The 24,491-nt window shown below is 63.4% G+C and carries 24 protein-coding genes; 12 read left to right on the top strand and 12 right to left on the bottom strand.

Annotated elements, in window-relative coordinates; translation table 11 throughout:
- Positions 1–68 precede the first annotated feature (68 nt).
- The 4 genes from mtgA (at position 69) to AQUI_RS0107310 (ending at position 4,734) form a co-directional block, all read left to right on the top strand.
- Positions 69–806: a monofunctional biosynthetic peptidoglycan transglycosylase gene (mtgA, locus tag AQUI_RS0107325; RefSeq protein WP_027256930.1), complete on the top strand. Its 738-nt coding sequence runs from the start codon at positions 69–71 to the stop codon at positions 804–806.
- Positions 807–872: 66 nt separating this feature from the next.
- Positions 873–1,538, top strand: a complete 666-nt coding sequence (gene fzlA / locus AQUI_RS0107320) for an FtsZ-binding protein FzlA (protein WP_027256929.1) — start codon at positions 873–875, stop codon at positions 1,536–1,538.
- 78 nt (positions 1,539–1,616) lie between these two features.
- Positions 1,617–2,654, top strand: coding sequence for a tRNA epoxyqueuosine(34) reductase QueG (queG, locus tag AQUI_RS0107315; RefSeq protein ID WP_027256928.1), 1,038 nt, complete (start codon positions 1,617–1,619; stop codon positions 2,652–2,654).
- Between the two features lie 73 nt (positions 2,655–2,727).
- Positions 2,728–4,734: a hydantoinase/oxoprolinase N-terminal domain-containing protein gene (locus tag AQUI_RS0107310; protein ID WP_027256927.1), complete on the top strand. Its 2,007-nt coding sequence runs from the start codon at positions 2,728–2,730 to the stop codon at positions 4,732–4,734.
- A gap of 107 nt (positions 4,735–4,841) precedes the next feature.
- Here the strand turns inward: AQUI_RS0107310 and msrA are convergent, their stop codons facing one another.
- The 8 genes from msrA to ade all read right to left on the bottom strand — a co-directional run bounded on the left by msrA (position 4,842) and on the right by ade (position 12,043).
- Positions 4,842–5,357, bottom strand: coding sequence for a peptide-methionine (S)-S-oxide reductase MsrA (msrA, locus tag AQUI_RS0107305; RefSeq protein ID WP_027256926.1), 516 nt, complete (start codon positions 5,355–5,357; stop codon positions 4,842–4,844).
- Positions 5,354–5,803 (bottom strand): peptide-methionine (R)-S-oxide reductase MsrB, encoded by a 450-nt coding sequence (gene msrB / locus AQUI_RS0107300; protein WP_027256925.1) that lies wholly within the window; start codon positions 5,801–5,803, stop codon positions 5,354–5,356. The genes msrA and msrB overlap by 4 nt, the downstream gene beginning before the upstream one ends.
- Before the next feature lie 106 nt (positions 5,804–5,909).
- A complete protein-coding gene (locus AQUI_RS0107295) occupies positions 5,910–6,473 on the bottom strand; it encodes a DUF4202 domain-containing protein (protein ID WP_027256924.1) in 564 nt (187 codons plus the stop codon).
- A gap of 110 nt (positions 6,474–6,583) precedes the next feature.
- The gene (locus AQUI_RS0107290) at positions 6,584–7,489 is read right to left on the bottom strand and encodes a DMT family transporter (protein WP_027256923.1); all 906 of its coding nucleotides are present in this window, start codon (positions 7,487–7,489) and stop codon (positions 6,584–6,586) included.
- 71 nt (positions 7,490–7,560) lie between these two features.
- Positions 7,561–8,184 carry a LysE family translocator gene (locus tag AQUI_RS0107285; RefSeq protein WP_027256922.1) on the bottom strand — a complete coding sequence of 208 codons (624 nt, stop codon included), beginning with the start codon at positions 8,182–8,184 and terminating at the stop codon, positions 7,561–7,563.
- A gap of 166 nt (positions 8,185–8,350) precedes the next feature.
- On the bottom strand, positions 8,351–8,638 hold the full coding sequence (locus tag AQUI_RS0107280) for an HU family DNA-binding protein (RefSeq protein ID WP_027256921.1): 288 nt from the start codon (positions 8,636–8,638) through the stop codon (positions 8,351–8,353).
- 139 nt (positions 8,639–8,777) lie between these two features.
- Positions 8,778–10,244 carry an AMP nucleosidase gene (locus AQUI_RS0107275; RefSeq protein WP_027256920.1) on the bottom strand — a complete coding sequence of 489 codons (1,467 nt, stop codon included), beginning with the start codon at positions 10,242–10,244 and terminating at the stop codon, positions 8,778–8,780.
- Complete coding sequence (gene ade, locus AQUI_RS0107270; protein WP_027256919.1) at positions 10,241–12,043, bottom strand: adenine deaminase; 1,803 nt, start codon at positions 12,041–12,043, stop codon at positions 10,241–10,243. The genes AQUI_RS0107275 and ade overlap by 4 nt, the downstream gene beginning before the upstream one ends.
- A 141-nt stretch (positions 12,044–12,184) precedes the next feature.
- On the opposite strand from ade, the gene AQUI_RS0107265 reads away from it, so the two are divergent.
- Entirely contained in the window at positions 12,185–12,607 is a 423-nt protein-coding gene (locus AQUI_RS0107265; RefSeq protein WP_027256918.1) for a VOC family protein, read from the top strand.
- Positions 12,608–12,691: 84 nt separating this feature from the next.
- Complete coding sequence (locus AQUI_RS0107260) at positions 12,692–13,882, top strand: hypothetical protein (protein ID WP_211236005.1); 1,191 nt, start codon at positions 12,692–12,694, stop codon at positions 13,880–13,882.
- Here the strand turns inward: AQUI_RS0107260 and AQUI_RS0107255 are convergent.
- Complete coding sequence (locus AQUI_RS0107255; RefSeq protein WP_027256916.1) at positions 13,879–14,817, bottom strand: GlxA family transcriptional regulator; 939 nt, start codon at positions 14,815–14,817, stop codon at positions 13,879–13,881. The two genes, AQUI_RS0107260 and AQUI_RS0107255, sit on opposite strands and share 4 nt — an antisense overlap.
- Before the next feature lie 80 nt (positions 14,818–14,897).
- Between AQUI_RS0107255 and AQUI_RS0107250 the strand changes: the two genes are divergently transcribed.
- From AQUI_RS0107250 to AQUI_RS0107235, 4 genes are all read left to right on the top strand, one after another.
- The gene (locus tag AQUI_RS0107250; RefSeq protein WP_027256915.1) at positions 14,898–16,061 is read left to right on the top strand and encodes an acyl-CoA dehydrogenase family protein; all 1,164 of its coding nucleotides are present in this window, start codon (positions 14,898–14,900) and stop codon (positions 16,059–16,061) included.
- Positions 16,062–16,064: 3 nt separating this feature from the next.
- Complete coding sequence (locus AQUI_RS0107245) at positions 16,065–16,367, top strand: Rdx family protein (RefSeq protein WP_027256914.1); 303 nt, start codon at positions 16,065–16,067, stop codon at positions 16,365–16,367.
- A gap of 225 nt (positions 16,368–16,592) precedes the next feature.
- Entirely contained in the window at positions 16,593–18,623 is a 2,031-nt protein-coding gene (locus tag AQUI_RS0107240; RefSeq protein WP_027256913.1) for an acetate--CoA ligase family protein, read from the top strand.
- Between the two features lie 50 nt (positions 18,624–18,673).
- Entirely contained in the window at positions 18,674–19,459 is a 786-nt protein-coding gene (locus AQUI_RS0107235) for a carnitinyl-CoA dehydratase (RefSeq protein ID WP_027256912.1), read from the top strand.
- A 216-nt stretch (positions 19,460–19,675) separates the two neighbouring features.
- Here AQUI_RS0107235 and AQUI_RS0107230 read toward each other — a convergent pair whose 3' ends face one another.
- Positions 19,676–20,311 carry a class I SAM-dependent DNA methyltransferase gene (locus AQUI_RS0107230; RefSeq protein ID WP_027256911.1) on the bottom strand — a complete coding sequence of 212 codons (636 nt, stop codon included), beginning with the start codon at positions 20,309–20,311 and terminating at the stop codon, positions 19,676–19,678.
- 74 nt (positions 20,312–20,385) lie between these two features.
- Here AQUI_RS0107230 and AQUI_RS0107225 point away from each other — a divergent pair, with 74 nt between their 5' ends.
- Together AQUI_RS0107225 and AQUI_RS0107220 are read left to right on the top strand one after the other, a co-directional pair.
- The gene (locus AQUI_RS0107225; protein ID WP_027256910.1) at positions 20,386–21,255 is read left to right on the top strand and encodes an SDR family oxidoreductase; all 870 of its coding nucleotides are present in this window, start codon (positions 20,386–20,388) and stop codon (positions 21,253–21,255) included.
- 3 nt (positions 21,256–21,258) lie between these two features.
- Complete coding sequence (locus AQUI_RS0107220) at positions 21,259–21,579, top strand: hypothetical protein (RefSeq protein ID WP_027256909.1); 321 nt, start codon at positions 21,259–21,261, stop codon at positions 21,577–21,579.
- A 43-nt stretch (positions 21,580–21,622) separates the two neighbouring features.
- Here the strand turns inward: AQUI_RS0107220 and dxs are convergent, their stop codons facing one another.
- Together dxs and AQUI_RS0107210 are read right to left on the bottom strand one after the other, a co-directional pair.
- Entirely contained in the window at positions 21,623–23,551 is a 1,929-nt protein-coding gene (gene dxs, locus AQUI_RS0107215) for a 1-deoxy-D-xylulose-5-phosphate synthase (RefSeq protein WP_027256908.1), read from the bottom strand.
- Positions 23,552–23,605: 54 nt separating this feature from the next.
- Positions 23,606–24,490, bottom strand: coding sequence for a polyprenyl synthetase family protein (locus AQUI_RS0107210; RefSeq protein WP_027256907.1), 885 nt, complete (start codon positions 24,488–24,490; stop codon positions 23,606–23,608).
- Position 24,491 lies beyond the last annotated feature (1 nt).

Below are 24,491 nucleotides of genomic sequence, written 5' to 3'. Positions count from 1 at the left end.
AGGCAAATGCTTGCGGGGTTTTCTTTTTGGCGGTTGGTTGCCGGGGGCATCCTGGCCTATAGAGGGGCATGGCAAAGGCAGTTGCGAAAAAGAAGAAAGCCAAGAGCAGCAAGAAGGCAGTAAAGCTGAAGGTACAACCCCTTCGCTGGCTGCGGCGCTGGCTGCTGCGCGTGGTGCTGGCTGTTGCGGCGGTTTTCTTCTTCCTCATCCTGTTGTTTTCGGTGGTGACCCCGCCGATCACCCACACCATCTGGGCAGAACAGCGCCGATTGGGTGAAGTGGACCGGATTTGGGTGCCGCTGGGTGAGATCGCTCCGGTCCTTGCGCGCTCGGTGGTAGCGGCCGAGGATGCGCAGTTTTGCCGTCACTGGGGGTTTGATGCCCGTGCCATTCAATCGGCGATTGAGGCGGGCGGTGCCCGCGGCGGTTCGACCATTTCGCAGCAGGTGGTCAAAAACGTGTTCCTGTGGCAAGGCCGCAGCTGGCCGCGCAAGGTGCTGGAGACGCTGCTGACCCCGGCGGTGGAGATCGTTTGGAGCAAGCGGCGGATTCTTGAGGTCTATCTGAACGTCGCCGAAATGGACGAAGGTGTGTTTGGCGCCGAAGCCGCTGCGCGCAAATACTTTGGTGTTGGCCCGGATCAGCTGAGCGCGCGCCAGGCAGCGCTGATTGCCGCTGTGCTGCCCAATCCCAAAGATCGCTCTGCCCGCCGGCCCAGCGGTTTCGTGCAGCGCCGCGCCGCACAGATCGCCGATGGTGCGGCTACCATTCGCGCAGACGGGCGGGCGGAATGTTTCGAGGATTGAATCTTTGCACCGGCCAAGGCATTGCTGGGGCATCCGCTGTTTTGTTTTTGGAGATACCCCTTAGCCATGGCTCGCCTGTACCACGTTCCGCTGTCCCCCTATTGCCGCAAGGTGCGGCTGTCGTTGGCGGAAAAAAAGATCGAGGTTGAATTGGTCGAGGAACGGTATTGGGAGCAGGATCCCGATTTCCTGCGCCGCAACCCAGCGGCCAAGGTGCCAGTGATCCGGCTGGACGGCCAGATGATGGCCGAAAGCGCGGCGATCTGCGAATATCTGGAGGACACAAGGCCGGAGCCGCCCTTGATGCCCAAGGATGCCGAAGGCCAGTACGAAGTGCGCCGCCTGGTGAACTGGTTCGATGACAAGTTCCACCACGAGGTGACCTCCAAGCTGCTGTATGAGCGTGTGAACAAGAAGATCACCGGTGAGGGCTATCCCGACAGCCGCAATGTCAAGGCAGGCGCCAAGGCGATCAAATACCACCTGGATTACATGGCCTGGCTCTTGGACCACCGGCGCTGGCTGGCCGGGGACATGATGACGCTGGCGGATTTTGCCGCTGCCGCGCATCTGTCGTCGCTGGATTACATCTCGGATGTGGACTGGAACCGCTCGGCAGTGGTCAAGGACTGGTACGCCAAGATCAAGTCGCGGCCCGCATTCCGGTCGATCCTGGCGGATCAGGTGCCGGGCTTCCGTCCGCCGCCGCATTACACTGATCTGGATTTCTGATATCAACGGGGCAAGGGGCGCTGCCCCTCTTGGGCCTGTGGCCCAATTCACCCCGAGGTATTTGGGACCAGAAAGAAAATGAGTGCAGCGCTGAAAGAACGGCTGGTAGCACAAGCACTGGCCGAGGGGTTTGTCTCCTGCCGGATCTGCCGTCCGTGGGACGTGCCGCAGGTGCCCGGGCGCCTGCAGGCGTTTCTGGAGGCCGGGTATCACGGGCAGATGGGCTGGATGGCGGAGCGTATCCATTGGAGGGGCGATCCGGCGCAGCTGTGGCCGGATGCGCGGTCGGTGATCATGCTGGCGGAAAGTTACACGCCGGACGAGGATCCGATGGCAGTGGTGGGCCAGGCAGACCGCGGAGCTGTCTCGGTCTATGCCCGTAACAAGGATTATCACGACCTGGTCAAGAAGCGGCTGAAACGGCTGGCGCGCTGGCTGATTGCGGAGGCCGGGGGGGATTGCGAGGTGAAGGTCTTTGTCGACACCGCACCGGTGCCGGAAAAGGCACTGGGTCAGGCGGCGGGACTGGGCTGGCAGGGCAAGCACAGCAATCTGGTGAGCCGGGACTGGGGAAACTGGGCCTTTTTAGGGTCTGTTTTTACCACGCTGGAGTTGCCGGTGGATCAGGCAGAGCCGGACCGCTGCGGGTCCTGCCGGGTCTGCCTGGACAGCTGTCCGACCGATGCTTTTCCGGCGCCCTACCAGGTCGATGCGCGGCGCTGCATTTCCTACCTGACCATCGAGCATAAGGGGCCGGTAGACGAAGAACTGCGCGGGAAACTGGGCAACCGGATCTATGGCTGCGATGACTGTCTGGCAGCCTGCCCGTGGAACAAGTTTGCGGTGGCGGCCAGCGACATGCGCTATGCCGCGCGGGAGGAGTTGAAGGCGCCAAAGCTGGCGGAGCTTGCGGTGCTGGATGATGCCGCGTTCCGGGCGATGTTCTCCGGCTCGCCGATAAAACGCATCGGGCGGGACAGGTTTGTGCGTAATGTTTTGTATGCCATCGGCAATTCCGGCCAGTCGGAACTGCGGGGCGTGGCGCGCGGGCTGACGGAGGACCCTGATCCGGCAGTCGCGGACGCGGCGCGATGGGCGGTTCAACAAATTTCGTGACGCAAACAGGATGGACGGGCCGCAAATAGGCGTTACACCCGGTCCGGCGAACAGAGATTGAAAGGGGCTGGGCATGGCGCTGTTGCTGGGTGTGGACACGGGCGGAACCTATACGGATGCGGTGCTGATCCGCGACGAGAAGGAAGTAATAGCCTCGGCCAAGTCGCTGACCACGCGCCAGGATCTGGCGATAGGCGTCGGCGGTGCGATCCGGGGGGTGCTGGAGCAGTCCGGGGTGCAGCCGGAGGAGGTATCTCTGGCTGCGCTCTCGACCACTTTGGCCACCAATGCGCTAGTCGAGGGGCAGGGCGGCCGGGTGGCGCTGATTTACATCGGTTTTGCCGAGTCGGATCTCGACCGGCACGGGCTGCGGGAGGCTTTGAAAGGGGATCCGGCGCTGGTGATTGGCGGCGGCCACACCCATGCGGGCAGTGAGGCGGCCCCTTTGGATACGGAAACGCTGGAGATGTTTCTGCGCACCGAAGGCCAGGGGGTGACGGGTTTTGCCGTCGCCGGGGTTTTTGCCACTCGCAATCCGGCGCATGAGGTTGAGGCGGCACGGATCATTCACGAACTGACCGGCGCTCCGGCCACCTGCTCGCACCAGTTGTCGGCCAAACTGAACGGGCCGAAGCGGGCGGTGACAGCAGTGTTGAACGCCCGTCTCATTGGCATGATCGACCGTCTGATCGGTCGGGCACAGGACACGCTGCTGGATCTGGGCATCGAGGCGCCGATGATGGTGGTGCGCGGCGACGGCGCGCTGATGAGCGGCGAGCAGGCGCGGGAGCGGCCGATTGAGACCATCCTGTCCGGCCCGGCGGCCTCGATCGTCGGCGCGCGCTGGATGACCGGGGCGGATCATGCGCTGGTCAGCGATATTGGCGGTACCACGACGGATGTGGCGCTGATCAAGGACGGCAAGCCGGCGATTGATCAGGCGGGCGCGCGAGTCGGTGCCTTTCGCACAATGGTCGAAGCCGTGGCGATGCGCACCACCGGTCTGGGCGGTGACAGTCAGGTGCATCTGGTCACCAGCGGGCTGTCAGGCGGGCTCACCCTGGGGCCGCGGCGGGTGGTGCCGGTGTCGCTGATCGCCACGGATGCGCCTGAGGTGGTGCATGCGGCGCTGGATGAGCAGCTGCGCAATTCGACCGTGGGCGAGTTTGACGGACGGTTCGTGCGTGCGGTGCCAGGGGTGCCGGTGGCGGGCCTGAGCGAGCGGGAGGCCGGGCTGCTGGCGCGGATCGGGATGCAGGTGCACCCGCTGGGCCAGATCCTGCGCACCCGGATGGAGCACGGCTCGCTGGGTCGGCTGGTGGATCGCGGGCTGGTGCAGGTCTCCGGTGTGACGCCTTCGGACGCCAGTCATGTGCTGGGCCGCGTTGATGCCTGGGACCGGGAAGCGGCAGAGAAGGCGCTGACGCTGTTTGCCCGGCGCCGGGTGGGCAGCGGCGACATGGTGGCTAAAGATGCAGAAATGCTGGCGCAGATGATTATTGATCAGCTGACTGAACAGACCGCTTTGACCTTGTTAGAGTCTGCTTTCTCCGAGGAGGCCGAAGATTTTGGTTTGCCGGCGGAACAGTTGGCGCGGCATGTGCTGATGCAAAAAGGGCTGGCAAAGCACCGCGGGCTGCTGGCGCTGAATGCGGCGCTGAACGTGGATGTTGTCGGGCTTGGCGCCTCTGCTCCCAGCTATTACCCAGCGGTGGGGGAGCGTCTGCATTGCAACATGATCCTGCCGAAGCACGCGGGCGTGGCCAACGCCATTGGCGCGGTAGTGGGCCGGGTCACTATGCGGCGCAGCGGCACCGTGACTTCGCCTTCGGAGGGCAAGTACCGGGTGCACCTGGAAAGCGGACCGGCGGATTTCCCGGCTTCGGACGCGGCGCTGGCGGCGCTGGAGGCGGCACTGGCGCAAGAGGCCCGCGGTGCGGCGGAAGCAGCCGGCGCCGAGGACATACACATGCATGTGGAGCGGGATATCCGCACCGCGCAGGTGGAATCGCGGCAGGTGTTTGTCGAGGGGACATTGACCGTGGAAGCCAGCGGGCGGCCGCGGGTGGCGGCTGAATAGGCTGCTGCCGGATTGGGGCCAGAAGAAGCTGGGATGTTTTCTGGGTGTCCGGCACGTGAAAGAGCCCCGCGCGAGTACGGCGGGGGCTTGAACTGCCTTATTAGAGCCTATTCCGCGGCAGCGTTGCGTTTCGACAGCACCCAGTCGGAGCGCGCGAAGTGGCAGGTGTAGCCAGTGGGCAGCCGCTGCAGGTAGTCCTGATGCTCAGGCTCGGCCTCCCAGAAGTCGCCAACAGGTTCGACTTCTGTCACCACCTTGCCGGGCCAGAGGCCGGAGGCGTTGACATCGGCGATGGTCTCCTTGGCCACAGCTTTTTGCGTCTCGTCCACGTAGTAGATCGCCGAGCGGTAGCTCATCCCCAGATCGTTGCCCTGGCGGTTCAGGGTTGTCGGGTCGTGGATCTGAAAGAAGAGCTCCAGCATTTCCCGGAAGGAGGTGACGGTGGGGTCGAAGATGATCTCGATCCCTTCGGCGTGGGTGCCGTGATTGCGATAGGTGGCGTTGGGCACGTCGCCGCCGGTATAGCCGACGCGGGTGCTGATGACGCCGGGGCGCTTGCGGATCAGTTCCTGCATGCCCCAGAAACAGCCGCCTGCCACGACGGCGCGTTCGGTGGTGCTCATTTCACGACCTCCACTTGGTTGATGTAGGCGCCATAGCCCTCTGCCTCCATCTCGTCCAGATGTACAAAGCGCAGGGAGGCGGAGTTGATGCAATAGCGCAGGCCGCCCCGGTCCATCGGACCGTCAGGGAAGACATGGCCGAGGTGGCTGTCGCCATGGGTGGAGCGAACCTCGGTACGGATCATGCCGAGGGTGCGGTCTTCCAGTTCCTGCACATGTGCTGTCTCAATGGGTTTGGTGAAGCTGGGCCAGCCGCAGCCCGATTCATATTTGTCGGAGGAGGCAAACAGCGGCTCGCCTGAGACAATGTCGACGTAGATGCCAGGCTCCTTGTTACTCAGCAGCTTGCCAGTGCCGGGGCGTTCTGTTCCCGCGTTCTGGGTCACATAGAACTCTTCCTCGGAGAGGGCGGCAATGGCGTCCGGATTTTTGGTGTATTTGGTCATGGTGTCCTCCCGCCTGTTTGCTTGTCGCAGAACATGGGGTGTGAGGGCGCAAATGCAATGCTCTGTTACAGGCGGCTCGCAAAGCCGTGTGCGGGGGCGGGTTTTGTCAGGCGGCGAAGGCGCCGGCCAGATCTCCGGGCAGGTCGAACTCTGTCAGCACCCGGGCGCGGGCCTCAGGCGACATCTTGAGGGCGGTCTTTTCAACGATGCGCTTCACTTTATCCGCCGGGTGTTTGGCGGCGAAGGGGGCGAAATACCATTTCAGGAAGACAAAGCAGATGATGTCTTCCAGTGCCTGCACCTGCGTGTCGCGCTTGATGCCCTCCTTTCGCAGCATGCGGGCGGCGGCCTCCGTATAGTCTGCGCCATAGCCTGCCTCCTGCATCAGGGCAGTGACCACCTGCGCGTGATGCTCAGCCTCTGCCTTTCGCCAGGCGAGGTAACCGGCGCGGCCTTCAGGGTAGCTGCTGCGCTGCAACTTCCAGCGTTCCACATGCTGGCCGCGGGCAGCAACCTGCAGTGCTTCGGAGGCGTCGGGGAACAGGCGTGCTTGCTCTGCGCTCATCCTTTGGCCGTAAAGGAGCGCGGCAGGCTGGCCGCCCTCCTGGTTGGGGTCCTGGGCGTTGGCGGCGTCGATGGCCACAAGCACCTGGGTCAATTGCGCGCTCATGCGGCGTTCTCCTGCTGGGTCATTGAGGATCAGAGTAAAGCGGAAGCGCGGAAGGTTGCAACGGTCCGCACGCCGTCAAGCATGCCGGTCCCAACGGGCGGGAACGGGCGTCAGCCCTGTTTTGCCGTGCGGGAGAGCGCCGCTGATGGCAGGGCAGGCTGGCGGGCAAGCTGGACGGCGAGAATGCCGCCGGTGACAATGGCCACCCCCAGCACATCGAGCGGCCCCAGTTTTTCACCCAGCAGCGCGCCGGCGACGGCCACGCCAAATACCGGGTTGAGGAAGTGGAAGGTGGCGGCCCGCACCGCGCCGATGCGGCTCAGCAGCATAACCCAGATGAGGGTGGCCATCAGCCCCGGCACCACCGTGGTATAGGTAAAGGCCAGCGCCAGCCGCAGGGTAGGGCGGACGAAGATTTCCTCGGTCAGCGGGGCTGCTAAAAACAGAATGGCAGAGCCAATCAGCATCTGCAGCCCCACCACCATCATGAAATTGCCGCCTGAGGTGGCGCCGCGCAAAGCCAGCGTTGCAATGGTCAGCGCCAGCACGCCGATCACGCACAGGACCACTCCGAACAGGTCCACCCCGGCACTGAGGCGGGTGCCCATGATCAGAGCCACGCCGAGGACGCCTGCCGCCAATCCGGCATAGCCCAGGGGCCGCAGCCGTTCGCCGAATAGTGCCCATCCGGCCAGTGCGACCAGCAAGGGCATGGTGGAGGCGATGATCGCGGCCAGCGAGGCCTCGATCCACTGCATGGCGACGAAGTTCAGGCCGAGGTACAGCGCGTTCTGGCAGATGCCGAAGATCACCGTGGCACGCCACTGGCCCGGCGTCAGCCGCCAGCTTTGCCCCATGGCGCGGGCAATTGCGACGCCGATCAGGCCGGAGATCAGGAACCGCACCGCCAAGGAAAACAAGGGGGAGGCATCCTCGACGATGATCCGGGCCGAAGTGAAGGCGGAGGACCACATCAGGGCAAAGGCCAGCCCCATGGCAATAGCGCGCGCATCCATCGTGAATTCCTTTCTCCCGCGGCGGACCTTCGGGGAATTGCGGGTGGAGATCAAGCCGGGATGAACCGGGATCAGCTGAGCCGGGCCACCAGAATCTGCCAGCTGGCGGCGCCGAAGGTGGCGGCAAAGACCGCCTCGAACCCGCGGCGCAGGCGGAGGTACATTCGGCTGGCAGTGCTGCTCGAGAACAGCAGCGCGTAGCCGTGGAAGATCAGGGTGCTTTGCACGGCAATCGCCGCCATCACCACCAGCAGCGCGGACAGAGGCGTGCCTGCCGGCAGGCCGATGGCATAGAGCGACCCGAAGAACAGCACGGCCTTGGGATTGGTCAAGTGCAGCGCCAGGCCCTTGCCGTAAGCGCTCCGCAGCGTTGGCACGGCGGAGGCGCGCAATTCTGGCGCGCCAGGCCGCAGGGCCGACCGTGCCGAGCGGATGGCGAGATACATCAGATAGCCGGCGCCGAAATAGCGGACTGCTTCGAACATCCAGGCATTGGCCAGCATAACCGCGCCAAGCCCGAAGGCCGCGGAGACCGACCAGATCAGCGAGCCGGTGCAGACCCCGGCGGCGAGCGCCAGGCCCGGCTTGCGGCCATGCTGCATGGACGTGCCGGCAATGGTGAGCGTGGCCGGGCCGGGGCTTGCGGCGCCCAGAAACGCGGCGGCCATGATCAGTACCAGGTTCACGTTTTCCACTGCGGCCCTCCCACGGTCATTGACAGGAGGGTGCGCCTGCGGGGGCGCAAAGGCAAGCAGCAACGCTGCGGCGGCGGACGGACTCTTGGCAGGGGCGGCCCTGCCAGGCAAAAGAATAGGGCCGCCCCCGGGGGCAGCCCTGAAACCGTCCGGTTTATCGCCGGTATCAGCCGTTCACGCTGTCTTTCAACGCTTTTGCAATGGTCATTTTCACAACCTTGTCGGCTTCTTTGGTGAACTTCTCGCCGGTGGCCGGGTTGCGCACTTCGCGCTCGGGGCGCTCGCGGCAATAGATCTTGCCGACGCCCGGCAGAGTCACGGCACCGCCGCCCGACACTTCGCGGGTGATCAGCGAGCAGACCGCTTCCAGGGCGGAACCTGCGACTTTCTTGTCGCTGCCCATTTCGTCAGCCAGAGCGGCAACAAGCTGGGTTTTGGTCATCGGTTTGGACATTCTTCGTCTCCTTAAACTGCCCGAACTCTAGGGCCTCATCGCCGGATATTATCGTTATGTTGTATGATAACACAACTTCTTGTGGGCGCTGGGCAGGCGAAAATAGGTATTTTTTCTAGGAAAACTGCAAAAAACAGCCCTAGAGGAAGGCCGTTTCATCGAACGAGCGCAATTTACGGCTGTGCAGCCGCTCCAAAGGCATTCCGCGCAGTCGCTCCATCGCTCTTATGCCGATTTGCAGATGCCGCGCAACCTGTGTCCGGTAAAAGTCCGAGGCCATGCCTGGCAGCTTCAGCTCCCCATGCAGCGGCTTGTCAGAGACGCACAGGAGCGTGCCGTAGGGCACCCGGAAGCGGTAGCCGTTGGCGGCGATAGTGGCGCTTTCCATGTCCAGAGCGACGGCGCGGGACTGGGACAGGCGCTGTACCGGGCCGGATTGATCGCGCAATTCCCAGTTGCGGTTGTCGATGGTGGCGACGGTGCCGGTGCGCATGATCCGTTTAAGGTCAAATCCCTTGTATTCGGTGATCTCGGCTACAGCCTCTTCGAGGGCGACTTGGATTTCCGCCAGCGCCGGGATCGGCGTCCAGACCGGCAGGTCGTCATCCAGCACGTGGTCTTCGCGCAAGTATCCATGCGCCAGTACAAAGTCTCCCAGTGCCTGAGTGTTCCGAAGGCCTGCGCAATGGCCGACCATCAGCCAGGCATGCGGGCGCAGCACCGCGATATGATCGGTGGCGGTTTTGGCATTGGACGGGCCGACACCGATGTTGACCAGGGTGATGCCGCCTCCGTCTGCGCGCTTCAGGTGATAGGTGGGCATCTGCGGCAGCTTGCTGATTTCCGGAATCGCTGCCGAAGGATCTGTGATCTCATGGTCGCCGGTGCTGACAAAGCTGGTATAGCCGGACTCTGGATCCGTCAGTTGGGCGCGGGCATAGGCTTCAAATTCGGCGACATAGAATTGGTAATTGGTGAACAGCACGTGGTTCTGGAAATGTTCGGCACTGGTGGCAGTGTAGTGGCTGAGCCGGGCCAGTGAGTAATCGATGCGCTGCGCGGTGAACAGAGCCAACGGTCCGGTGCCATTAGGCGGCTGATAGGTGCCGTTGACGATGTCGTCATTGGTGGTCGACAGATCCGGCACGTCAAACACGTCGCGCAGGGTGAACCCGGCTGCACCGTCCTGCGGCACCGTCAGATCGGGGCGCGAAGCAACGGCGAAATGCACCGGGATTGGAGTCTTAGAGACATCAATGGTCACTGGCTGGCCGTGGTTGCGGATCAGCAAGTTGATCTGCTGGATCAGGTAATTGCGGAACAGGTCCGGCCGCGTCACCGTGGTGGCATGGGTGCCAGGCGCAGAGACATGACCAAAGCTGAGGCGGCTGTCCACCTGGGCAAAACTCGTGGTGGAGAACCGGATCTCCGGGTAATAGGCGCGGATGCGCTGGTTGTCCGGCGCCCCGTCAGCCATTGCACGGCTGAATTCCTCGCAGATGAAGCCGGTGGCCTGCCGGTAAAGCAACTCAAGCCGGTCCACCGCTTCGGTTGCGTCGTTGAACGTTTCGGTCGGCGGGTGGCCAGGGTGTTTTGTTGTTATCATTGAGCAGGCTCGATTACCGGGATTTTCTGGAAAGTGCGCACGTCGACTAGACCAAGGTCGGAAATCCTCAGCTCCGGGATCACGACCAGGGCCAGCAACGAGTGCTGCATATAGGCATTATTCAGGCTGCAGCCGCAGGCCTCCATCGCCTCCATCATGACTTGTGCCTTGGCGGCCACGTCGGTTGCGGGGCTGTCGGACATCAGACCGGCAATCGGCAGCTCGACCAGAGCCAGTTCCTTGCCGTCCTTGTAAAGGGTGATACCGCCTCCCACTTGGGCCAGGCGGTTGGCCGCCAGCGCCATCTCGTCGCGATCGGTGCCAACGACGATCATGTGGTGGCTGTCATGCGCCACAGTGGAGGCCATTGCCATCTTACCCAGGTAGCCGAAGCCCGAGACAAAGGCGTTGGTGACGCCGCCTGTGGCGCGGTGGCGCTCGACCAGGGCGATCTGGCAGACATCGCCAGCGCCCTCGACCAGCCCGTCCACCACCGGAAGTTCTGCCTGCAGCGCCTTGGTCGGGGCTTGGTTTTCGACCACGCCGATCACATTGGCGGTGACCGCATTGGCGCCCTCGGGCGCGGCAAGTCCAAAGTCTTTCGCCGTCAGTTCGTGACCCAGATGCACGGTGCCACGGGCGCTGGCGGGCCAGTCGTAATGGGGACAGTCGACTTTGATAGAGCCTGATTCTGCGACGATCTGCCCGCGGGCGATGACAACTTCGACAGGCAGTTCGCGCAAGTCCGAGGTCAGGATCACATCGGCACGGCGGCCGGGAGTGATGGAGCCGATCTCCCGCTCCAGCCCGAAATGGGTGGCGGTGTTGATGGTGGCCATCTGCAGTGCAATTACCGGATCGCAGCCGCAGGCAATCGCGTGGCGCACCACCCGGTTCATATGGCCGTCATTGATCAAAGTGCCGGAATGGCAGTCGTCGGTGCAAAGAATGAAGTTGCGTGGATCCAGACCCTTCTCCGTGACCGCGGTGATCTGGTTTTCAACATCATACCAGGCAGAACCCAGCCGCATCATTGACCGCATCCCCTGGCGCACCCGGGCGATGGCGTCGGCCTCGCAGGTGCCCTCGTGGTCATCCGCCGGACCGCCTGCCACATAGGCGGCGAAATCAGGGCCAAGATCGGGAGAGGCATAATGGCCGCCCACGGTCTTGCCTGCGCGCTGGGTGGCGGCGATTTCTGCCAGCATCTTGGGGTCGGCATTTGCGACACCGGGGAAGTTCATCATCTCCCCCAGGCCGATAATGCCGGGCCAGTTCATTGCCTCCGCCACGTCCTCAGAAGAGATTTCATAGCCGGTGGTCTCCAGCCCTGGTGCCGAGGGCGCGCAGCTGGGCATCTGGGTGAAGATGTTGACGGGCTGCATCAGCGCCTCGTCATGCATGTAGCGCACCCCGTCCAGACCCAGCACATTGGCAATCTCATGCGGGTCGGTGAACATCGAGGTGGTGCCATGCGGGATTACCGCGCGGGCGAACTCCGCCGGGGTCAGCATGCCGGATTCAATATGCATATGGGCATCGCAGAGGCCCGGGATCATGTATCGGCCATTCGCCTCTATGATCTGCGTCTCAGGCCCGGTGCAATAAGAGGCATCAGGCCCGACATAAGCAATGCGGCCGGCCACGATGGCGATATCATGGCCCGGCAGCTGCTCGCGGGTGTGGACATTGACCCAGATCCCCTGCCGGATCACTGTATCCGCCAGCGCGCGGCCGGCTGCGACGTCGATCAATTGTGGGGCGGAGCCGGGCCAGCTCGGAAAAATGTATTCTGACATAATCCAATTGTTCCGATTGCGGGCGGGAAGGCAAGCGGATTGCTGGTTTTGCCATCAAAGCTTCATCCGGGCGGTGGAAAGGTGCCGAAGGCTGACCCATTTGGCGTTGCCGCAGGGTGGCATCCGGGGAAGACTGGACTCATGGATTATGAAACAACAGATGCGGACAGCTTCGGCCGCTCCTTGCGCGGGATCGGGATCAATCTGCTGGTGCGGGATGTTCCGGCAGAAGTAGCCCTTTTAGAGACTGTTTTTGATATGAGGTGCCATCAGGTAAGCAAGGATTTTGCTATCGTCACCTATGGCGGTCAGGTGTTCCAGCTTCACAGCGACGGCACCTATGCGGAAAGCCCGTTGCTGAGCCTGTTGCCGGAAAACCCGCCGCGCGGCGCCGGGATTGAGATCCGGCTCTATTACACCGACCCGGATGATGCCGTGGTGAGGGCGGAGGTATCGGGGTTCACCATTCTGCAGGCGTCCACGGACAAACCGCATGGCCTGAGGGAGGCCTATATCCTGTGTGAAAACGGCTACGCCTGGGTTCCGAGCCGGCCCAAGGGGTAAGCGGCGGGAAATCCTCCCCTTTCCCGGCAACGAAGGCCGGTCCATGCTGGGCGGGTTCTTTTGAGATGTTGCGAGGGACCGCTGATGCACGCCATTACCGATACAAATGCTCTGGTCGAAGAAGGGGTGCTGACTCCGGATCAGGCCAGCACCATCGAGGCCCGCTCGCGCGAGGTGATGGTGTCGCTGGCAGTGAACGCAATCCTGTGTTTCGGGATCATCGCCGCCACCGTCGGATTCATCTTTTGGCTGGCTGATCCGCTGGCGGTGGCTGTCACGGGCATCCTGATGCTGGGCGGCGGGCTGGCGGTGCTGGCGCGCGGCGGCGAGATGCTGCGGATGTTCGGCAACTCCGCCACGCTGATTGGGGCGGGGATGTTGCTGGGCGGTGCCGGGATCGAGCTGGTGGACAAATACGAGGACATCGCCGGCTGGGTGATGCTGCCCGGCGGGGCGCTGGTGACTGCGATTTGTGTCTGGCGCTGGCGGCATGGAGCCTGGTCGGCCGGTTTCGTGCTGGGCGCGATTCTGCTGATGGGGCTGGCGATGCATCTGGCGGGCATCGAGCTGCTGCTGCAGCAATATGAAATCGGCTCGCCGCAGCGGAATCTGATGCTGCTTTACTATGCTGCGGTTGTGGCGGCAGCCGGCTGGCAGGTGGATGTGCGCTTTGTCACTGCGCTTGCAATTGCGCCCTTTGCCCAGATGCTAGAGACCGGCACCAGCTACTTTCATGCGGCCTATGTGTTCTATTCGCCGGAATCGACGCTGACGATCCTGCAAATGGTGCTGCTGATCGTGCTGTGCGTTTGGGGCGCCGCCCGGCTGATGGAGCGGGACGCAAGGCATTTGCGTATCCTTGCGATCCTCGGATTTGTGGTGGCCAATCTCTGCGCCTTGGTTGGTTCGCTGTGGGGCGACGTGGTTGGCGAGACCGTTTGGGGGCCGGGCCGCAACAGCGATGGCTACGAGGATTGGGAGGCTTTCTCCGCCGCCCGCGATGTCTTCCGGGACGGCGCGCTGTTCATCTCCGAAGGCGTCTATTCCGTGCTATGGGCGGCGGTGCTGGCAGTGGTGATCTTCTGGGCTGCGCAGCGGCATCAGCGCGGATTGTTCAACGCGGCGCTGACCTTTGCTGCGATCCACGGCTATACGCAGATGTTCGATTCCTTTGCCGATGAGCCGCTGGCCTATGTGATCGGCGGTCTGGCCGCGATCCCGCTGGCCTGGGGGCTGTGGCGGCTGAATCTGTGGATGGCGGCCAAGCAAGGCTAGCTGTTTCGCAACGACCGGGGTGTGGTGCCGAATTCACTTTTGAACGCCCGTGTGAGGGCGCTGGGGTCGTCATAGCCGCAGCGCAAGGCAATCTCGGAAACGCTCAAATCCGTCTCTAACACAAGCTTTCTGGCCTGTATCAGCCGCAGCCGCCGGTAAACCGCCTGCGGGGTCGCCCCAAGTTCGGCTTTCATCCGGGCCTCCAGATCCTTCTGGCTGCGGCCAGTCCGGCGGGCCACCGCGGCGATGGGCAGCGGCGCCTCCAGATTGGCCTGCATCACCGCCACCGCGCGGGCCACGGGTTTGCTGCGGGCCAGGATCGGGTCCTGGGTTTCGGTTGCTTCGGGGCTCATGAACAGGGTGGCCACTTCCAGCCGCAGGGCGGCGCCGTGCTGTTCGCCGATCAGCTCCATCATGGTGTCAAAGGCCGCCAGCGCGCCGGTGCAGGTGATGCGGTTGCCATCCCAGACTTGCCGGGCACGTTCGGCCTGGACCTCCGGGAAGGCTTCGGTAAAGCGGCTGAGCTCCTCCCAGTGGATGGTGGCCTGCCGCCCGTCCAGCAGCCCTGCCTGCGCCAGCAGCCAGGCGCCGGTGTCAAAACCCGCCAGCACCCTGTAGCGGTGCGCCGCCGATTTCAGCGCCCGCTCCGTGGCCACCGTGGCATGGCGCAGGAAGTCATAAGACGGCATCGCGATCAGCAGATCGCCGCTGCACTCCGCCAGCCGCCCATGCGCGCGCACCTCCATGCCTGAGGAGGACACCGCAGGCCCGCCATCCAGCGTCAGGAACCGCCAGGCATAGACCTGACGGGCGGCAAAGGTGTTGGCGGCGCGCAACGGCTCCACCGTGTTGGCCAGGCAATGGGCCGAAAAGGCATCAAACAGCAGCACATCCGTTTGCTGCGCCGCAGCGTTATCTTTTGTCCAACTTCGCATGATTCCTTCTATCTCTGCACGATGCGGCGGCGCAAGGCGCCTAGTCTGATCCGCAACAGATTTGCCGAAGGAACACCGCCATGCAGTTCGGGATGACCGAAGAACAGTCGATGATCGTGGAGACCACCCGCGCCTTTGTGGAAAAGGAGCTGTATCCGCATGAGGCGGAGATCGAGCGCACCGGCCGCCTGGACATGGATGTGATCCGTGAGGTGCAGAAAAAGGCGATGGAGGCAGGGCTTTATGCGGCCAACATGCCTGAGGAAGCGGGCGGCGCCGGCCTCGATACGCTGACCTGGCTGATGTATGAAAAGGAGCTGGGCCGCGCCAACTATGCACTGCATTGGACCGGTGTTGCGCGGCCTTCGAACATCCTGCTGGCAGGCACCGAGGAACAGAAAGAGAAATACCTGGTGCCTTGCATGAAGGGCGAGAAATGGGACTGCCTGGCGATGACCGAGCCGGATGCAGGCTCTGATCTGCGCGGCATGAAGGCGACCGCGCGCAAAGACGGCGATGACTGGATCCTGAACGGCACCAAGCATTTCATCAGCCACGCCGACATTGCTGATTTTGCCATCTGCTTCATGGCCACCGGGGTTGAGGATACCCCGCGCGGGCCGAAGAAAAAGATCACCGCCTTCTTTGTCGACAAGGGCACGCCAGGATTTGAGGTGCGCGACGGCTACGGCAACGTCAGCCACCGGGGATACACCAACGCGGTGCTGGAGTTCGACGACTGCCGCCTGCCGTCCTCAGCCATCCTGGGCGAGGTCGACAAGGGGTTCGAGGTTGCCAACACATGGCTGGGCGCCACCCGCCTGCAGGTGGCGGCCACTTGCCTGGGCCGGGCGGAACGCGCATTGCAGCATTCGGTGGAATACGCCGCGGAACGCAAGCAGTTCGGCCAGCAGATCGGTAAGTTCCAGGGTATTTCCTTCAAGCTTGCCGATATGGCGTTGGAGCTGAAGGCGGCGAACCTCTTGACCTGGGAAGCCGGCTGGAAGTTCGATCAGGGCACAGTCACCGAGAGTGACATGTCGATGGCCAAGCTGAAAGCCACTGAGATGCTGGCCTTCGTCGCCGATGAAGCGATCCAGATTCACGGCGGCATGGGTCTGATGGACGAGCTGCCTCTGGAACGCATATGGCGCGACGCGCGGGTGGAGCGTATCTGGGAGGGCACCAGTGAAATCCAGCGGCACATCATCAGCCGCGAGATGCTGCGCGCCGTCGGAGGCTGATCCATGACCCTACCTGGGAAACCTGTTGTGACCATTACCTATTGCACCGGCTGCAACTGGCTGCTGCGGGCGGGCTGGATGGCGCAGGAACTGCTGCAGACCTTCCAAGGCGCCTTGGGCGGGGTGACACTGATTCCCGGAGATTTGGGCGGGATCTTTGAGATCCGTGTCGATCAGGAGCTGGTCTGGGAACGTAAACGGGACAGTGGCTTTCCGGATGTGAAAGAACTGAAAACCCGCGTGCGCGACCGGATTGACCCGGAGCTGGATCTGGGCCATCTCGACCGCCGTGCTGGAGGCGAGTGAGGAATGCCTCCGGCGGGGATATTTTCCGCAAGAGGAAAAGGGCGGCCAGCAAGAGCCGCCCCCGGTAAAGAGAGAAGCTCTCTTCCCCTTGCACGGCCATCGGCGTCCCCGCCTGTGCCGCACAGCCATTGAGTGTGATTCTGGTTAATGAAAACTTACTTCTTCTTGCGGAAAATATCCCCGCCGGAGGCATCCCGAACTCTCAAACAGCGGATCCGCTAAAGAATGACACGCGACCTTTCCCGCCTCTTCCGCCCTAAGACCATTGCCGTGATCGGCGGCGGCGCATGGTGCCGCCTGGTGATCGAGCAATGCCAGAAGATGGGCTTTGAGGGCACCATCTGGCCCGTTCACCCCAAGGCGGAAGAAGTTGCGGGGCTGCCTGCCTTCAAGGACGTGGACAGCCTTCCGGACGCACCGGATGCGGCTTTCATCGGGGTAAACCGCTTTGTCACCATCGAGGTGGTGTGGGCGCTGTCGGTGCGCGGTACCGGCGGAGCGGTGTGCTTTGCTTCCGGCTTCCTGGAAGCGGCCGCAGAAGATGCCGAGGGCGCCGATCTGCAGGCACAATTGCTGGAGGCGGCAGGCGAAATGCCGTTCCTAGGGCCCAACTGCTATGGCTTCATCAACTATCTGGATGGTGCCCTGCTGTGGCCGGACCAGCATGGCGGCGCAAGGGCAGAGAAGGGCGTGGCGCTGGTCACTCAAAGCTCCAACATCGCCATCAACCTGACCATGCAGACGCGCGGTCTGCCGGTGGCCTATGTGGTTACGGCTGGCAATCAGGCTCAGTCCGGCATTGCCGCGATTGGCGAGGCGCTGCTGGAAGATGAGCGCGTTACCGCGCTGGGCCTGCATATCGAGGGCTTTGGCGATCTGCGCGCGTTTGAGGCGCTGGCCGCCCGTGCCCGCGAACTGGGAAAGCCGGTCATCGCGCTGAAAGTCGGCAGATCGGCCGAGGCCCAGGCCGCAACTGTTTCTCATACCGCCTCGCTTGCGGGTGGTGACGCGGGGGCCGGGGCTTTGCTCTCACGCCTTGGCATTCCGCGTCTGGATGACTTGCCGTCCTTCTTGGAGACGCTGAAGTTGTTGCATGCGGCGGGGCGGCTGCCTTCGAACCGCATTGCAACCATCAGCTGCTCCGGCGGGGAAGCAAGCCTGGCGGCGGATACCGGCCATGGGCGCAACGTGGAATTTCCGCCGCTGAACGCGCAGCAGAAAACCGATCTGCGGGCGGCCCTTGGGCCGATGGTGGCGCTGGCAAATCCGCTCGACTACCACACCTATATCTGGCGCGACACGGAGGCGATGACCAAGGCGTTTTCGGCGATGATGGACCCGCAGCTGGCGATGACCATGCTGATCGCTGACTTCCCGCGCGGCGACCGCTGCGAGGCCTCGGACTGGGAATGCGCCATTCAGGCGGCGATTGGCGCGCATCAGAACACCGGTGCCAATGTCGGCCTGGTAGCAACCCTGCCAGAGCTGCTGCCGGAGGATGTGGCGGCGCGGCTGATGGAAGCGGGTGTGGTGCCTTTTGCGGGGCTCAGCGAGGCCATTGCCGCCTGTGAGGCCGCCGGCATGCCGCTGCCGGAAGCGCCGGCACCGCTGCTGCTGCCGACACCGGCTGTTGAACCGGACCTGGTGCCCGAGGCCGAGGCCAAGTGGCAACTGGCAAGTTACGGGCTGCGCGTTCCGCGGTCCAAACGGGCGGCTTCAGCAACAAATGCCCGCGCGGTTGCCGTGGATGTCGGCTTTCCCGTTGTGCTGAAGGGCGAAGGTGTAGCCCATAAGACTGAAGCGGGCGCTGTGGCGCTGAACCTGAATTCCGGCCAGGAAGTGAGCGACGCCGCCTTCAGCATGCCGGCCTCGCGTTTCCTGGTCGAGGAAATGGTCACCGGCGCGGTCGCTGAACTGCTGATCGGCGTGGTCAAGGATCCGGCGCATGGCTTTGTCATGACGCTGGCAGCGGGCGGTACCCTGACTGAGCTGATGGAGGACAGCGCCTCCTTCCTGCTGCCCGCTTCGGATGCGGAGATCGAGGCTGCGCTTCAGTCTCTGCGCATGGCGAAGCTGCTGGACGGCTACCGCGGTGCCCCGGCAGCGGACCGTGAGGCGATCCTGCGCGCGATCCGGGCGGTGGAAGCCTATGTGATGGAAAACGCGCTCGGGCTGGAAGAGATCGAGATTAACCCGTTGCTTTGCACCCCCTCGGATGCGGTGGCAGCGGATGCGCTGATGCGCAGGAAGTATTGAGGCTTCGGCCTGAAACAGCAATGGCATGGAGCATGCCAGGAGGAGACGACATGAGCGACAGCCCCGTGAAAACCCGCCGTGAAGGCGCCATTCTAGAAGTGGCGCTGGACCGGCCCAAGGCCAATGCCATCGACCTTAAGACCAGCCGGGTGATGGGGGACGTGTTCCGGGACTTCCGCGATGATCCGGAGTTGCGGGTGGCAATCTTGACCGGTGGCGGCGAGAAGTTCTTTTGCCCGGGCTGGGACCTGAAGGCGGCGGCTGACGGCGATGCGGTGGACGGCGATTACGGCGTTGGCGGCTTTGGCGGGCTGCAGGAACTGCGAGACTTGAACAAGCCGGTGATTGCCGCTGTGAACGGCATTGCCTGCGGCGGCGGGCTGGAGCTGGCTCTGTCAGCGGACATGATCATCGCCGCCGAACACGCCACATTTGCGTTGCCGGAAATCCGTTCTGGCACGGTGGCCGACGCGGCAAGTGTGAAGCTGCCCAAACGGATCCCCTACCACATTGCCATGGAACTGCTGCTGACCGGCCGCTGGTTCGATGCTGAAGAGGCCAACCGCTGGGGGCTCGTGAACGAGATCGTTGCGGCGGACCAACTGATGGACCGCGCCTGGGAGCTGGCGCGCTTGCTCGCGTCCGGCCCGCCGCTGGTTTATGCGGCGATTAAGGAGATCGTGCGCGACGCTGAGGACTCAAAGTTTCAGGATGCCATGAACCGCATCACGCAGCGCCAGCTGCAGACGGTGGATGTGCTTTATGGTTCCGAGGACAATCTGGAAGGTGCCCGTGCCTTTGCCGAAAAACGCGACCCGGTCTGGAAGGGGCGCTGACGCAGAACTCCCGCCTACTTAGGAACATCTGAAGAAGTCCCTGCACAGTTGGGCCCGGCCCGGCGCTTTCTTTTCACTGAGAAGTTCTTGAGGAGCAGTCTGCTCCTCAAGCAGCCAGTTCGAGTGCGTTTCCTGTTCATTCCGCCTCAAGGAGCTGTGCCCATGCTGGCGCATGGCGGCCTGCGGTCGTCCTTGATCCGGAAAGAACAGAGGGGCTTACATCTTCTGAAACAAGGCGATCAGGGCGGTGTCGTTCCTGTGCGTGCCGGTGGCGCCGGGGCCATAGATACGCAATTCCGGCAAGGTGAGGCTCTTGATCCATTGCCCCTGGAGCAGCCGGTCAAAGGCGTTTGCAAACCCAGCCTTTTCATAGAACTTTGCATTCACCGACAGAGCAAACCAAGCACCGGGTGCGGCCACTCGCAGCAGGGCGGGCAGCACTTCGGGGCCGAGGTGCCCGTGGGTGAAAGTCCCGGAAGACACCACACCGCGGTAGAAGCCGCGCGGCACCGGGATGCCTTCCAGAAGATCGGCCTCGATCACGTCGCGGTAGGCATCCTTGCGGAGGGCCTCGGCCAGCATGGCGGCGCTGATGTCGGTGGCGTCAACAGGCTCAATCCCGAGTGTTTGCAGCGCCTGGCCGCAGAGGCCGGTGCCTGCGCCGGCATCCAGCACCGGGCCTGTTCCCCCGGCGGCGGCAAAAGCCTTGGCAGTCAATCCTGGCAGCAGGTAGTCCTGCCCGGCAGCGAAATCCTGATCATATGTGCTGGCCCAGTCCCCGTACAGCTGTTTGGAACCGGCAGGGGTCTGCAGGGCGTATGCGTTCGAAAGTCCCGGTTTCTGCTTTTCCATGCGGGGCATGAAAAGGCGGATGAGGATTCGAATCAACCCTTGCGCCACCGGCCCGGCCAACGCATCTAGGAGTCATGAATAAAACACTGCTTTGTCTTGGATTTGGGTATACCGCCCGGGCGCTTGCACCGCGCCTCCTGGCGCAGGGATGGCGGGTCATCGGCACCTCGCGCGAGGTGGTGGAAGCCGAAGGAGTGGAGATGATCACCTGGCCGGGGCAGGCGGTGTCGCTGGATGGGGTGACACATGTACTGAGCTCGATCGGGCCCAATGCGGACGGCGATCCGTTGCTGGCAGCAATGGGTGACCAACTTGCCGCGGCCCGGGAACTGGATTGGGCCGGCTATCTCTCAACCACCGCCGTCTATGGCCACCACGGCGGCGCCTGGGTGGATGAGGCCACGCCCGTGACGCCTTCCAGCGAGCGCGGCGACTGGCGGGCCAAGGCGGAAGCGCACTGGCAGGCGATCCCGGGTCTGCCGCTGCACATTTTCCGGCTGGCCGGCATCTACGGCCCCGGCCGCGGTCCCTTTGCCAAGCTGATGGCGGGCAAGGCGCGGCGGATCGTGAAGCCGGGACAGGTGTTTTCACGCATTCATGTGGAGGATATCGCGCAGGTGCTGGCGGCCTCCATCGCGCAGCCCAATCCGGGTGCGATCTACAACGTCTGTGATGACGACCCGGCCCCGCCGCAGGATGTGCTGGGCCATGCAGCGGAACTGCTTGGCCTGCCTATGCCTGCCGAGGTGCCCTTTGACGAGGCCGGCATGACGCCGATGGCGCGCAGTTTTTACGGCGAGAACAAGCGGGTCCGCAACCGCCGCATCAGGGAGGAGCTGAGGGTTGAGCTGCTCTATCCAACCTACCGCGAGGGGTTGCGCGCGGTGCTGGAAGCCGAGGACATGGAGAGCTTTGTGCCGCCGGCAGAGCCGCCGGGGGTTTAAGGCATGGGCTGGCTGCATTTGGTCTTTGTTCTGTCGAATTTCCGGACGCTTGGGCGGCTTTATGCGCGGATTAGTAAGCAGTTTCCTGGGGTTCTGGATCAGATTTGGGAAAAGCAATCGTTTTCAGCCAAAGCGGACATCGTGTTTGGCCCCGCGGTTTTTGCCAAACGGGCCATGTTATTGAACGTTGCCGTGGTCTGCCCTTACAAGCTGCCTGTTCACCTGCTCGGGGACGACGAGGTCGCTGCACTGGTGCGCAAGCTGAATGAAAGAAAGCTATCTGGAGCTTACAGATATGCCTGTGAGGTGACTGGTTTTCCTTAACACGCAGCACACAACTGGCAGGCGCGGGCCTGTTGTTCCGCGATTAAGCCCGCTTCTCGCCTATCGTTGCGACGCCCAGCACTTCCAGCACCTTGGCTTCGATCTGCGGCGCGTTCATCGCCGCGACCTCATACATGTCCACCGGGCTGGCCTGGTCGATGAAAGTATCGGGCAGCACCATTGAGCGGAACTTGAGGCCGCTGTCGAAAACGCCTGCTTCTGCAAGCAGCTGCGCGACGTGGGAGCCGAAACCGCCCACTGCGCCTTCTTCGATGGTGATCAGCGCCTCGTGGTCCGCGGCCAGCTGCAGGATCAGGTCCCGGTCCAGCGGTTTGGCAAAGCGGGCGTCGGCGATGGTGGGCGTGATGCCCTTGGCAGCAAGCGCCTCGGCGGCCTTTTTTACCTCGCCCAGGCGGGTGCCGAAGGACAGCAGCGCCACGCGTTTGCCGTCCTGGATCATCCGGCCCTTGCCGATTTCCAGCACTTCCGGGGTTTCCGGCATCTCGACGCCCTCACCTTCGCCGCGCGGGTAGCGGAAGGCGATGGGGCCATCGTCATGAGCGGCGGCGGTGGCGACCATATGGACCAGTTCAGCCTCATCCGCGGCGGCCATGACCACTATGCCGGGCAGGTTGGCCATATAGCCAATGTCGAAACTGCCGGCATGGGTGGCACCATCGGCGCCGACCAGGCCTGCGCGATCGATGGCAAAGCGCACCGGCAGCCGCTGGATGGCCACGTCATGCACCACCTGGTCATAGCCGCGCTGCAGGAAGGTGGAATACATCGCGCAGAAGGGTTTCATGCCGCCCGCTGCCAGCGCGGCCGCAAAGGTCACGCCGTGCTGCTCGGCAATGCCGACGTCGAAGCAGCGCGAGGGGTAGCGTTCGGCCATCAGGTTGAGGCCGGTGCCGTCTGGCATCGCCGCGGTAACGGCGCAGATCTTGTCGTCCTTGGCGGCGAGCTTCACCAGCTCATTGCCGAAAACCGAGGTATAGGAGGGCGCGTTGGAGGGCGCCTTCTTCTGCTCGCCGGTCACCATGTCGAACTTGGCGGTGGCGTGGCCCTTGTCGCGGGCGCGCTCGGCGGGGCCGTAGCCCTTGCCCTTCTTGGTCAGCACATGGATCAGGATTGGGCCGGTGGCGCGCGCCTTGACCGTGCGCAGGACCGGCAGCAGCTGGTCCATGTCGTGGCCGTCGATGGGGCCGAGATAGGAGAAGCCGAGTGCTTCGAACAGGGTGCCGCCCACCGCCATGCCCTTGAGCATGTCCTTGGCGCGTTTGGCGCCTTCGCGGAAGGGTTCAGGCAGTAGGGAGACGGCGCCTTTGGCCGCGGCTTTCAGCTCCTGGAAAGGTTCCCCGGCGTAGAGGCGCGAGAGGTAGGAGGACAGTGCGCCCACCGGCGGGGCGATCGACATTTCATTGTCGTTCAGGATCACGAACAGCCGCTTGCCCAGGTGGCCTGCGTTGTTCATCGCCTCAAACGCCATGCCGGCCGACATTGATCCGTCGCCGATCACCGCGATGGCATCGCCGTTGCCTTCGGGGATCACACCGCCGAGGTCGCGGGCCACGGCAAAGCCAAGCGCGGCGCTGATCGAGGTGGAGCTGTGGGCGGCGCCGAACGGGTCATAAGGCGACTCGGAGCGTTTGGTGAAGCCGCTGAGGCCGTCCTTCATCCTCAGGGTGCGGATACGGTCGCGGCGCCCGGTCAGGATCTTGTGCGGATAACACTGGTGGGAGACGTCCCAGATCACCTTGTCCCGCGGGGTGTCGAATACCGCGTGCAGCGCGGTGGTCAGCTCCACCACGCCAAGCCCCGCACCAAGATGGCCTCCGGTGACGGAGACCGCGGCGATGGTTTCCTGCCGCAGCTCCTGCGCCACCTGCACCAGTTGGGTATCCGTCAGCCCCTTCAGATCCGCCGGGCGCGTGATCTGGTCCAGAAGCGGGGTATTGGGCCGGTCGGACATGGTGTCTCCTTGGGCTGCGCCTGGCCGGGAAGGCACGGGGCGTGGCGTGCGGGGTTAGCTGTCGCGCGCAATAACGAAACGCGCGGCGTCCTTCAAGGTTGCCGCGTCTTCACCGTAGGGTGAAAGCGCATCGCAGGCCTCTTCACACAGGACGCCGGCACGGGTTTTGGCCTCTGCCAGCCCCAGAAGCGAGACAAAGGTCGCTTTGCCGGCGTCAGCGTCCTTGCGCACGGCCTTGCCCACCTTGGCAACATCACCTTCCACGTCCAAGATGTCGTCGGCGATCTGAAATGCAAGGCCAAGGGCGGATGCGTATTGCCGTAGCGGAGCCGGGTCGGCACCAGCCAGCACCGCGCCGGCGGTGGCGGACCATTCGATCAGACAGCCGGTCTTGCGGCTTTGCAGGCGGGTGATCTGTTCAAGCGTCAGCGGATCAGCGGTGGTTTCCGCGGCGATATCCAGCATCTGACCCGAGACCATGCCGTCCTTGCCGGAGGACTGCGCCAGACCGCGGATCAGGGTCAGCGCATGCGGGCCAATCTTGGGATCTGCCAGCAGTTCAAAGGCGAAGGCCTGCAAGCTGTCGCCCGCCAGCACCGCCATTGCTTCGTCCCATTTCCTGTGCACGGTGGGCTGGCCGCGGCGCAGATCGTCGTCGTCCATGCAGGGCAGGTCGTCATGCACCAAGGAGTAGGCGTGGATGCATTCGATGGCCAGTGCGGCCTCGATGGCGGCCTCCGCCGGGACCCCGTGCAGGCGGGCGCTTTCCAGCACCAGAAAACCGCGCAGCATCTTGCCGCCGGTGATGGCGTAGCGCATGGCGGTGTGCAGCTCATCACTGCCTGCCAGCCGCATCTCCATATGCGCGGTGATGCGGGACTGTGCGTCTTTCAGCACTGCCGTAAAGGGGCGCGTTCTTGCGTCTGCAGCGGCGGTCATG

It is taken from the genome of Leisingera aquimarina DSM 24565 (genome assembly GCF_000473165.1).
In the GTDB taxonomy this organism is placed as follows: Bacteria; Pseudomonadota; Alphaproteobacteria; order Rhodobacterales; family Rhodobacteraceae; genus Leisingera; species Leisingera aquimarina.
The sequence above is the reverse complement of the archived record's forward strand: the minus strand, read 5'-3'. Positions and strand labels throughout refer to the sequence as shown.